Annotated in this window: 6 protein-coding genes and 2 tRNA genes; all 8 read right to left on the reverse strand. The window is 33.8% G+C overall.

What is annotated here, in order from left to right:
• Positions 1-9: 9 nt before the first annotated feature.
• The 8 genes from ACFWU4_RS14795 to mutS all read right to left on the reverse strand — a co-directional run bounded on the left by ACFWU4_RS14795 (position 10) and on the right by mutS (position 12928).
• Positions 10-1449: a sulfatase gene (locus ACFWU4_RS14795; RefSeq protein ID WP_411129262.1), complete on the reverse strand. Its 1440-nt coding sequence runs from the start codon at positions 1447-1449 to the stop codon at positions 10-12.
• 107 nt (positions 1450-1556) lie between these two features.
• Complete coding sequence (locus ACFWU4_RS14800) at positions 1557-3143, reverse strand: sulfatase (RefSeq protein ID WP_411129264.1); 1587 nt, start codon at positions 3141-3143, stop codon at positions 1557-1559.
• 7 nt (positions 3144-3150) lie between these two features.
• Complete coding sequence (locus ACFWU4_RS14805; RefSeq protein WP_411129266.1) at positions 3151-4809, reverse strand: sulfatase; 1659 nt, start codon at positions 4807-4809, stop codon at positions 3151-3153.
• Positions 4810-4858: 49 nt separating this feature from the next.
• Positions 4859-6373: a RagB/SusD family nutrient uptake outer membrane protein gene (locus ACFWU4_RS14810; RefSeq protein ID WP_411129268.1), complete on the reverse strand. Its 1515-nt coding sequence runs from the start codon at positions 6371-6373 to the stop codon at positions 4859-4861.
• A gap of 10 nt (positions 6374-6383) precedes the next feature.
• Positions 6384-9548: a SusC/RagA family TonB-linked outer membrane protein gene (locus ACFWU4_RS14815; RefSeq protein ID WP_411129270.1), complete on the reverse strand. Its 3165-nt coding sequence runs from the start codon at positions 9546-9548 to the stop codon at positions 6384-6386.
• A 470-nt stretch (positions 9549-10018) separates the two neighbouring features.
• Positions 10019-10102 (reverse strand) — tRNA-Leu (locus tag ACFWU4_RS14820).
• A gap of 46 nt (positions 10103-10148) precedes the next feature.
• Positions 10149-10220: transfer RNA gene (locus tag ACFWU4_RS14825), tRNA-Gly, on the reverse strand.
• 95 nt (positions 10221-10315) lie between these two features.
• Positions 10316-12928 carry a DNA mismatch repair protein MutS gene (gene mutS, locus ACFWU4_RS14830; RefSeq protein ID WP_411129272.1) on the reverse strand — a complete coding sequence of 871 codons (2613 nt, stop codon included), beginning with the start codon at positions 12926-12928 and terminating at the stop codon, positions 10316-10318.
• Positions 12929-13005 lie beyond the last annotated feature (77 nt).

The following is a 13005-nucleotide window of genomic DNA, read 5'->3' on the forward strand; positions in this document are numbered from 1 at the left end:
ACTCCGTTTTTAATCTTGTTTCTTACTTTTTTTTGTGCCTTTATTTCTTCTACCAACATTTAAACGCTCAGGAACTAACATCTCCTTTTTCCAATCTTTGAGCATAGCCAATAGCTGTTTGGCTTTTTGTGGTTCATTTTGTGCAAGGTTATTTTCTTCAGAGATATCTAACTTTAGGTTGTATAATTCTATCTCTTTTGTTTCTAAATATTGAATTAACTTAAAGTCACCTGAACGTATTACAATCATTTTGCTGTCACCCGTACTGTGCGGTCTTGCCTTGCGAGACATCCAATATACCGTTCTATTTTCCCAAGATTTTTCCCCTTCTAAAACTTTAGCATAACTTTCTCCATCGATACCTTCCACTTTTTGTTCTAAAGCCAATTCTAATAAGGTTGGAAACACATCCATACCAACTATAATAGATTTTTTATCTACCCTTGGCTTTAACTTTTTATTCCACTTCACAAATAGCGGCACCCTAATTCCGCCTTCATATAAGTGTCCCTTACCTGCTTTTAAAGGAAAATTGGTTGTTGCTAAATGCCGTTCATTTTTATTTCCATCGTTAGATAATCCGCCGTGATCTGAAGAAAATATAATAATAGTATTCTCATCAATATCCAAATCTCTTAACGTCTTTAATAAACGACCAACATTTTCGTCTACATTCTCAACCATGCCAGCATAAGCTGCATCATTTTGGCGCATTTTTCGTCTACCTTCTCCTTCTTTTATATATTCTGGTGTATCACCAAAGTCTATTGCTTTTAGTTGTCTCCTGTTTCTCAATTCGTCCTCAGGTTTTGCTTCTATCGGAGTATGCACTGCATAATACGCTAAAATTGCTAAAAATGGTTGTTCCCTATCAGTTTTCTTAATAAAATCTATAGTTGCATTTGTCAGCATATCTGACGCATAATCTCCCGCTTTACCATCTTTTTCTAAATCTTCAACTTGTTCTTTATGCCTTTTCCCGTTTCTTTTATTAATATTAAAAGGATAAAATCTTGATCCAATTCCCCCAGCTCTTCCTGCTGCATATGTGTGTTTAAACCCAAAATTATTTGGATTGCTTTTGCCTTCTCCCAAATGCCATTTACCCACGTAAGATGTGTTATAACCAGCATTAAGAAACTGTTTAATAAAGTTCTTTTCTTCTGGTATCTCTGCTAAATTCCCTTTGTTTTCGTTAATGGGGTACATACCAGTCATCATTCCATAACGCGATGGGGTACAACGCGGATAACTACTATATGCATTTGTAAATGTTATTGATTCTCTCGCAAGCTGATCGATATTATTTGTGTCATAAAGCTGCGAGCCAGTAATGCTTAAATCGTGGTATCCTAAATCATCTGTATGTATTATTAAAATATTTGGCTTGTCTTGGGCAATTGCCGCAAAAGACTGACATAGGCTTAGAAAAAAAAGTATATACTTCATTTGATTTTATATCTTATTACGTCCTTTTTCATTAGACTTGTAGTACTCTACCACCCTTTTTAATTCAGAAAGTGTGCCAAAAATGAAATCCTTTTATTTGTTGTTATTTATTCTACTAAGTGCGATTTGAGTTTAGCTTTTAGTTCTTTTGCAACTATCAAATATTCTGAATCCTTAATTAAGTTTCTTGTTTCTAGCGGATCTTTCTCGTAATCATATAATTCGCGACCTTTTATATTACTAGCGTCATAGGTATCGTAGCTTCTATAATTATTATCGTGCCACTCTGTATAACGGTAACGATCTGTTCTTATAGAATAACCCATTTTTTTGTTACGCCTGTATTGGTGATAAGCATAATCCATATCAATAGTAGTTGAAGTATCATCATCTAATAAGGGTAAGAGTGATTTACCATCAGTTTGGGATGATTGCGGCACATTGGCCAATTCAAAAACTGTTGGAAATAAATCTACTAAATTGACAGGATGATGAGAATTTTGATTCTTTTCTACACCAGGACCAGCAAACATAAAAGGAATACGTGTCGCTTGCTCAAAGTTAGAATGTTTACACCATTCTGTATGATCTCCTAAATGCCATCCATGGTCTCCCCAAAGTACAATAACTGTATCGTCTAGGATATTTCGTTTTTCTAATTCGTCAAATAATATTCCTAATTGTGCATCGATATAAGAGATACAAGCCATATACCCATGAATTAATTCTCTTTGTTTAGCCTCTGGTAAAACATCACCTTGTCTTAAGTCATTATCTATATCTGAAAACGCCCTAAGCTCACCAAATGAGTGATATGCAAATTTTGGTGTTCCATCTGCGAGCTGCTGAAATTTAGCCAATTCAATTTTATCCCTGTCATACAAATCCCAATATTTTTTTGGTGCTACAAAAGGCAAATGCGGCTTTTGATAACCAATACCCAAAAACCATGGCTTTCCTGATTTTTCTAAATCACTTAATTGCTTTAATGCAGTTTGCGTGTAGAGTCCATCTTGGTATGCTGTATCACTTACATCAGAACCTTCCGTTGAAGGCTTTAATCTTTTAAATACATAATTTCGTAATTTACCTCCACGATTAATGCCTTTTGCTTTGGCTTCTTCAATCAATGCAGTCATTTGTTTTTTAGTTTCAGAATCTTGGTAATAAGAAAATGCAGGTTCACCAGTAATAGGATCAAAATCATCTGGTAATTGATGCGGCATACTCCAACTTTTACCATCATGCCCCTTTGCTGAACTTCCTTTGTGATAAATCTTACCTACAGCAGTTGTTTCGTAACCTTGCGTGGTTAAATACTCTGGCATTGAAATTAAGTTAGACGATTCTCTAAAATCCGTGTGTAAATCCCATACCTTAGTTTTATCTGGATTTGCACCTGTCATAACGCTTGCTCGAGAAGGCCCACAAACCGCATATTGTACATGTGCGTTTGTAAAAGTCATTCCCATTTTTGCTAACCTATCAAAGTTTGGTGTATGCATTTGTGACTCACCATAATTAGATAACAACGGTTTTAAATCATCTACAGCTATAAAAAGTATATTCTTCTTTGAATTCTGCACTTGTGCATCACCTTTTTCTGGCTCTATTTTGCTTACAGATTGCTGTGCATTGCACGCTACTAGAACAACGATGGCAACAAAACCTAATATATATAGTACTTTCTTCATATAACTTTTATTCGCTTTTACCTGTTAAAACATCTTGTAAAGAGGTCTCATCATCCTTTTTATCAACTATTGATCCAAAGTCTGTATCAGTTATCATTCTGAAATCTGCTAGAGATTTATCATTACCAGATTTTTTCATTAGTTTTTTCAATTGTGCTTTCAGACCTGATATAATACTTGTATATGACGGGTTATCGATAATATTATTCATTTGTTCAGGGTCTTTTTCTAAGTCGTATAACTCCCAAACATCAATATTATAATAGAAATGTGCCAATGTGTATTTTTGAGTTCTTATACCATAATGCGGCTGTACATGATGCCAATATGGAAACTCGTAATAATGGTAGTACATAGCTTGATCCCAATCTTCAGGTGTTTCTCCTTTTAGGATAGGTTTAAAGCTTTTGCCTTGCATTTGCTGATCCGTACTTATATTTGCTAAATCTAATAGCGTTGGCGCAAAATCAATGTTTGTAATAATATCTTCATTTACAGTACCTGGCTTAATCAAGTTTGGGTATTTTACCATAAAAGGCATTCTAATGGATTCTTCATAAATAAAACGCTTATCAAAAAATCCATGATCTCCTAAATAAAATCCTTGGTCTGAGGTTAAAACAATAATTGTATTATCTGTTAGACTATTTTTATCTAAATAGTTTAATACGCGTCCAATATTATCATCTACGGATTTCACACAGGCTAAGTAATCTTTAATATAAGTTTGGTATCTCCATTTTCTACCTTCTTCAGTCGTCATTCCTTCTGGTTGTACTATCTCACCTGGTTTTGCTCCGTAAAAAGCCCATTTAATTTTTTCTTTCCCTTTTAAATCAGTTGGTTCTTCAAACTTCATGTCTCGACGCGAAAAATACTCCATTGTCATTTCCGTGTCGCCTGCTGTTAATTCACGTCCTTTATAATCATCATTAAAAGTTGAAGGGTAAGGAAACTCAACATCGTCCCATAATTCTTCATATTTAGTATCTGGTTGCCATGGTCTGTGTGGTGCTTTATATTGCAAAACCATCATAAATGGATCATCTTGATTACGCCCGTTCTGTAACCAATCCATTGCAAAATCTGTGCTTAAGTTTGTTGAATAGCCTTTTAACTTGGTGTCTTTTCCATTAATATTATATGTAGGGTTCCAGTAATGCCCTTGTTGACCAGCTGAATTGTGATATTTAAAGACATCAAAACCTTTAGGCTCTGTTCCTAAATGCCACTTTCCGAAGAGTGAGGTTTGATATCCATTCTTCTGAAATTCTTGTGGAAATGTCCACTGCGTTTCATCAAATTTTCCTCCACTTTCATTTTTGTAATACCGATTAAGATTACTATAGTTACCTGTTAATATTGCAGCTCTGGATGGTCCACAAATAGCATTAGTACACAACACATCTTGAAACAACATGCCTTCCTTCGCAATCCTATCGATATTTGGTGTTGGAGCTAAGTCGCTATAAATACCACCATAAGCACTGATGGCTTGTGTGGTTAAATCATCTGCCATAATATATATAATATTTGGCTTTTGAGGTTTATTATATTCAGTTTTATAATTTGCTTCTTTACAAGATATAATTGTTACAATACAAGTTAGTTTTAAAATTACTCCTAAAGTTCTCCTACGTTGCTTAAAAAAAAATAAATCTCTCATTTATATGATCACTATTATAGTTTGCAAAATAACTTCTAAACTTATTAAACTAGTATCCAGGATTTTGATCTGCCTGAGATATCTCTGTATTATTAGACAATTCTGTTGAAGGAATTGGAAGTAGCATATTCTTTACAGATACCGGATATATAAGGTCTCTATTTCCAAGATTAGGAAAATTATTGTGTGTCTCAATAACCTCTTCTAAGAAAAATTCGTAACCTCTTCGTCTTGTATCAAACCACTCATGGTTTTCGCCAAGAAGCTCATATTGGCGTTCTCGTAAAATACGTGTTCTAAACATATCTTGATCCATACCAGACCAATCTGCAGGTTCAATTACAGGTCCGTTAGCAGTATTTCTTGCTCGCGCTAAAACTTCGTTAACATATTGGTAGGCATTACCTGGCCCATTGAGTTCGTTTTCTATTTCTGCCAACATTAAAAGTAAATCTGCATACCTCAACTTCATCATATTTCTATCGGTAGTAGATCCATTAAAACCGGGTTCTAAATATTTTTTTAGACCTGTGTACCCGTTAGTACCATTAACTTGAATTGGATATATATTTTGTACAGAACCATCTACTCTTGTGTAAGAATCGAATAAAAATGTAGCATCAATTCTGGGATCTCCAGGATATTGATCTACATGTTGCTCATAAACTTCTTTGTTAGGTCGCACACGGCCGAAAGTCGGATAATTATAAAAATCTTGTAACGTATATGATCTTATTATATCTGAGTTTCTTACAGATCCATTAGCTCCGTATTGTATTTCAAATATTGCTTCAGAAGTGTTTTCATTAGTTGGATCGTATAAATCTGAAAATAGTGGTACTAAGCTATACTGACCAAAAACTGCTATAGCCTCATCGTAAGCAGATTGCCACATAACCGTGTTATTAGTTTCTCCTGCTATGGTCATATAAACTTTGGCTAAAAACATATTAGCCGCAGTTTTTACTGGTCTATCAGATAAAAATTCTCCAGGATTAGGAAGCATTAATTTTGCTTTTTCAAAATCTGAAATTATCAAATCATAAATATCTTGTTTTGTACTTCGTGGAGTATTTAAATCGTTAATTGTTGATGGTGTAGTCTTTAAAGGTACACCTCCAAAATAGCGCACCAAATCAAAGTAAGTCGCTGCTCTAATAAAATAAGCATCACCTAAAGCACGATCTTTATTGGGTAGTGTTGAATCTTCTAAATTAGAAATTATAATATTAGATAAATTAATTGTGCTGTACATCTGAGGCCACATGCGTGTTAACCACGTATTGTTAGGTAATGTATTTAAACTTGTAGCATCTAAACTAGCGCCTTGATTAGAAAAGAATTTACCAGAGACAGGCGCTATAAATGTATGAATTGCTGTGCCATGATAACCAGGACTGGCATAACTTTGGTACAAGCCATTTATTGCGGACTCTATTCCATTTTGCGTAGAAAAAACAGCTTCTTCTTCTACAAAGGTGTCGACTTCCTCTTCTAAATAATCGTTACATCGAATAAAAGAAGCTACACATATAATTAGGATTAGTTTTATGTATTTTTTCATAATATAATTTTTAAAATGTCAAGTTTAAGGCAAGTGTATATGTTCGTTGATTTGGAAAGGAATTCCAATCGACACCAACTCTACTAGGATCGAATGTAAAGCTGTCTGCTTCTGGATCAAATCCACTATAATTTGTAAACAATAACAAGTTTTGTCCTGAAAAAGAGATGTATGCATTCTCAACGAATGCGTCTTCCTTAAATGGAATATTGTAACCTAAAGTCACATTAGAAAGTCTTATAAAACTTCCATCTTCTATAATACGATCGGTAAAACCTGTCTCATCTGCTAAGTCGTAACCTACTCTTGGAAAAGTACCTGAAGGATTTGCTGGAGACCATGCATTAAAATATGCTTCTGGTCTTACATTAGTAGATCCATTATCTGCGTAAGCTTCTCTTAACAAATTACCGTTAGCAATATCATTACCATAAACACCATTAAAAAGTGCACTTAATGAAAAGTTCTTATATGTAAAACTTGTACCAAAGCCAAAATTAAAGTCAGGATTAGGATCACCTATTATAGTTAAGTCATTGTTGTTAATTACACCATCACCATTTTGATCTACTAAATAAACATCACCTAATTGTGCGGGTGTTCCGTTAAAACTTGGTGCATTATTTAAATCATCTTGATTAGATACAATACCATTGGTAGCATAACCATAAAACAAACCAGGCGCTTCTCCTTCTATAAATATATTTGCTTCAGTTTTAAAGAAATTACCGCCAGAAATCTGTTGGCCTAAATAAGCACTATATATGTTAGCACCAAATTGACTTGGTGAAAATCCAATATCGCCTACCTCATTTCTATTAAATGCTATATTACCAAACACATTCCATCTAAATTTATCATTATCAACTATATCGGCATTTATAGCCAACTCGATACCTTTATTAAACAACTCACCACGATTTACAAAAGCATCATCGAATCCATTAGAAGGAGCAATTTGTGCATTTAATAATAAATCATCTATTTTTTTATAATATACATCAACAGAACCTGTAACTCTATCATCTACCAAGCCAAAATCTAAACCAGCATTATATTGGCTGGTGGTTTCCCATTTTAACGATACATTATTAAGATTCTGAGGAAGTAAGGTTTCTAGCGGAATACCATTAGCATCAGAATACGGTGTTAATGCCACATTAAAGCGTCTAATTGTACTGTAGGGATCTATTGCTTGGTTGCCTGTTAAACCCCAACCCAACCTCAACTTAGCCTGAGAAAGAAACTTTGAATCTTTAAGAAACTTTTCTTCTTGCAGTTTCCATGCAAATGCAAAAGCTGGAAAATAACCCCAACGATTATCGTCTCTAAATTTAGAACTACCGTCTGCTCGAAAGGTTGCTGTAAATAAATATTTATTTTTTAGTGTATAATTAAGCCGTCCTAGGTAAGATAATAAAGCTTCCTCTTCATTAAATAAAAATTCCGGCTGCTGATTGGATCCTGTATCTATACCGTCTGCTCTTAAGCTTTGATCTGCAAAATCAGTAGCTGATCTTGTTTTAAATTCAGTTCTTCTATGGTCAATTACAAAACCAATAGTACCATTAATTCTATGATCTTTATTAAACCTATGTTTAAATAGTAATGTATTATCTACATTATACCTAAAGCGATCTAAATTACTTAAACCAGCTTCTCCATTGACTAAAGCACCTCGTCTTAATGCAGTACCATACCAAACTTGTCTTTCTTTGATTCTGTAATCTGCCCCAACTGCAAGTCTGTAAGTAAGAGCTTTAGATAATTTATAATCTAAAATTAATGAGGCTAATAAGCGTGTTTCTTTTGATTCGTCATCGTAATCAGATACCCATGCTCGAGGGCCGTCTAGACTGATATTAAATTCGTCTCCTTCAAAATTATCTTCTTGTCCAATAATTGGTGCTCCAGATACTATTTGTCTCACCAAACTATTACTTACACCACCAAGATTTTCTGTACCTTTCGATGCAAAGTTATTTGTAAACTGTGTTGCAAACTTAGATGTAAGTTTAATTTTACTAGAAAAATCATTAATTAATTTTACGTTAAAATCTGCATTTTTAGCGACCGCTCGTGGAATAATACCTTCATTTTTCAGATAGCCTGTAGAAACATAGTAATTCATTTTATCACCTCCACCTGAGGTCGTAATACGGAATTTCTTTGTTACTGACGTTTCATAAGTATCATCACTCCAATTAACACCTTGGATTCTATCAATAGTATCTGAATTATCTAACATGAATTGTTCATCATTTTGAAATTGAGCAATACTCCCATCTCCATAAATGAAGTATCTTGGACTAAACCCTTGATTAGCTCTTATATCATTTTGATAATCTACATAATCTCTTGTGCCTAAAACTTCGATATTATTTGCAACAACTCCAATCCTTGCAGAAGATGTAAAATTAAATTTAACCTCACCTGGCTCGCCTTTTTTAGTGGTAATTATAATGACACCATTTGCGCCTCGCGAACCATATATAGCAGTTGCAGAGGCATCTTTTAAAATTTCTATGCTTTCTATATCTCTCGGACTTAAACCGGTAATACCCCCTTGTGGTGACAAATAACTGTTACCACTGCTTAAAGGATCTAAAGTATCTTCTGTTGCAGAATCTACAATTATACCATCTATAACATATAGAGGTTGTGTATTACCTGTTAAACTATTTAAACCTCTTATTCTAATGCTGTTTGGTGCTCCAGGCTCAAACCCACTTCGCACTAATACTCCAGCTGCACGACCTTGCAAAAGTTCTTCTACAGTATTAGACTGAGATACCAAATCCTCTTTTTTCTTGACAGAAGATACAGCTCCTGTTAAGTCTTTTTTATTAACCTCTCCATAACCAATCACAACCACTTCATCTAACGCTTCCTGATCTTCTAATAAAACCACATTAATTGAAGTCTGCGTATTAATTACTATTTCTCGTGAGACAAACCCTAAATAACTAACTATAAGAGTTGCCGGAGTAGCCTCTACTCTAATAGAAAACTCTCCATCGCTATTAGAAACTTGTCCATTTGTTGTTCCTTTTACCAAAATAGATGCTCCAATTAAAGGTACTCGATCCTTATCCGTCACTTTTCCTAAAACTACTTTTTGAGCAATTAGTAACATTGGACAAATGATTAAAATTAAACAAAAGGCTTTTTTCATAATTGGTTGCGTTAATTTCTGCTAAACTAATTTAAATGCTTGGCTTATTGGGTTTAAAAAGAATTAAAAGCGACTTATTTACTTCTAAGGTGAAGAAAATTACACTGCCAATTTAGACTTTTTGACCTGAAATTTTTAACCAAACAATTTGAGAGTTAAATGTAACTAAAATAAATTTTAATCTAATACAAATTAAGATGTTGACTAGACTATAGAATTTCTTAAACAGTCGAGACATATCGATACAAAAAAAATGAATCGCTTTTTTAATTTTAAAATGTGATTAAAAATGAGTTTGAATACAAATAGTTAAAAGTAATTGACTTCGTCCAGCCCCATATTAAAATGTTGCGAAAAGTCAATCCAATAGCTTGGATTGCTTTTTGGATTTAAAAAATATGCTTGTATGCTCGCTTTTCGTATATTTTTAAACCAAAAAAGTCGAAACTTTCGTTTCGACTTTTCATCTGTACTGAAGACGGGACTTGAACCCGTACGTCCTAATGGACATTGGATTTTAAGTCCAACGTGTCTACCAATTCCACCACTTCAGCATCCTGATTACAGCAATGCAATCAAATTGGTATATTTAATGAATAGAGCGAAAGATGGGATTTGAACCCACGACCTCCACCTTGGCAAGGTGATGCTCTACCCCTGAGCTACTTTCGCAGTTTTTTAAAGAACTATTCGCTTTTAAAGCGGATGCAAATTTAAAATTTTTCTTATAAAAGCAAAGCCTTTTTTCTAAATAAATTAAAATAATTTTAAGCTTGCTTTTTCTTGACAAGCATTCTTTTAATTTCATTGAGTTTCATCAGAGCTTCAACTGGTGTTAACGTGTCGATATCTGTATGTAAAATTTCATCCTTTATCTCAATCAGCAAAGGATCGTCTAGATTAAAGAAACTCAATTGCAAATCATCTTTTAATGTTTTCACCCTATCTGTTAACTCTTCACTAGAGTGTGATTTTTCTAATTTCGATAGAATTTTATTCGCTCGTCTAATGACTTGTTGTGGCATACCTGCCATTTTTGCAACATGAATACCAAAACTATGCTCACTTCCGCCTTCAACCAGTTTACGTACAAATAGTACGTTATCTTTTAACTCTTTTACTGCAACATTAAAATTTTTAATTCTACTGAACGTTTCAGTCATTTCATTCAACTCGTGGTAATGTGTTGCAAAAAGCGTTTTTGGTTTAGCAGGATGTTCATGTAAATACTCACTAATAGCCCAAGCAATAGAAATACCATCATAAGTACTCGTTCCCCTTCCAATTTCATCTAAAAGAACTAAACTTCTGTCTGAAATATTATTAAGAATAGAGGCTGTTTCATTCATCTCTACCATAAAAGTAGATTCTCCCATTGATATATTATCACTTGCTCCAACTCTAGTAAAAATCTTATCTACTAAACCTATTCTGGCGGCTTTTGCGGGTACAAAACTACCTATTTGCGCTAGTAGAACTATTAAAGCAGTTTGTCTTAAAATAGCAGACTTACCAGACATATTAGGCCCAGTAATCATTATGATTTGCTGCGATTCTCTATCTAAAAACAAATCATTTGCAATGTATGGCTCACCTAAGGGTAGTTGTTTTTCAATAACCGGATGACGACCATCCTTAATTTCTAAATCAAAACTATCATCAATTTTTGGATAGGTATATTTATTCGCTTTTGCTAGACTTGCAAACCCACAAAGACAATCTAACTGACCAATTAATTGTGCATTTTGCTGAACCGAAATAATAAACTGATGCATCCAAGTGACTAATTCAGCAAACAGTTGTTGCTCAATGGCTAAAATACGTTCTTCAGCACCTAAAATCTTAGCTTCATATTCTTTGAGTTCTTCTGTTATGTAACGTTCTGCATTAACCAAGGTCTGCTTTCGTATCCATTCTTCAGGAACTTTATCCTTATGAGAATTTCTTACTTCAATGTAATATCCAAAAACATTGTTAGATGCTATTTTTAAAGACGTAATACCTGTGCGCTCACTTTCGCGCTTTAGCATGTTATCTAAATAATCTTTACCAGATTTTGATAAACCTCTTAACTCATCTAATTCTGCGGAAAAGCCTTCAGCAATTGTATGTCCTTTTAGCACATTAACTGGCGCCTCTTCATTAAGTGTCTCTTTTATTTTTTCTCTTAATAGATCACAACGATGTAAATTATCTCCTAAGATTTTTAAAGCTTCATTATCGCAAATCTCTGCTATCGATTTTATAGGCACAATAGCTTCCAATGAATTTTTAAGTTGAATAACTTCTCTTGGACTCACCTTAGTGGTCGCTATTTTTGAAATAAGACGCTCAATATCTCCAATTCGTTTTATCTGACCTTGAATCTTCTGAAGAACCGTCTCGTTTTCTAACAAATACTTAACAACCTCGTGACGTTGTTTTATTTTATCCGCATGTTTTAAAGGTAAAGCTAGCCATCGTTTAAGCATTCGACCTCCCATTGCAGAAATTGTTTTATCAATAACATTAATTAAAGTTACCGCATTTGCATTGGTAGAATTATAAAGCTCTAGATTTCTAATGGTAAATTTATCCATCCACACATAATCGTCAGTAGCAATTCTCGAAATTGTTGCAATATGCTCTAACTTATTATGTCTAGTTTCGCTTAAATAATGAAGTACAACTCCAGAAGCTATAATACCTTCAAATAAATCTTCTATTCCAAAACCTTTTAATGTTTTAGTATTGAAATGCTTTAGTAAAGTTTCATGTGCATAATCGGCTTGAAACACCCAATCTTCTAAATAAAATGTATGAAAATCATTACCAAAAATTTCGGTAAATTCTTTTCTACTTTGTTTAGAAATTAATACTTCACTTGGACTAAAGTTTTGAAGTAATTTATCTATATACTCAGCATTACCTTGCGATGTTAAAAACTCACCTGTAGATATATCTAAAAAGGAAACTCCAACATATTTTTTATCGAAATGTATGGCTGCTAAGAAGTTATTCGATTTAGAATGTAATATATCATCATTAAAAGCAACACCTGGTGTTACTAACTCAGTTACTCCGCGTTTAACAATGGTTTTGGTTTGCTTAGGATCCTCTAACTGATCGCAAATCGCAACACGCTCACCTGCTCTTACTAATTTAGGCAAATACGTATTTAACGAATGGTGCGGAAAACCAGCAAGCTCAGTCTCGCTCTCACTACCAGCACCGCGCTTGGTTAAAATAATATCTAAAATTTTTGATGCTTTTACAGCATCACTTCCAAAGGTCTCGTAAAAATCACCAACTCTAAACAATAGCAATGCATCAGGATATTTAACCTTGATCGCATTATACTGCTTCATTAATGGTGTTATTTTTTTTACCTTTTTAGCCAACTGTTTTCTTTATTTTTGTTGAAATTGTAAGAATGCTAATTTACTTATAATTTGAGGCTTATTGAAGCCTAAAAACT

This window comes from Winogradskyella sp. PE311, from assembly GCF_046545555.1.
GTDB lineage: Bacteria > Bacteroidota > Bacteroidia > Flavobacteriales > Flavobacteriaceae > Winogradskyella.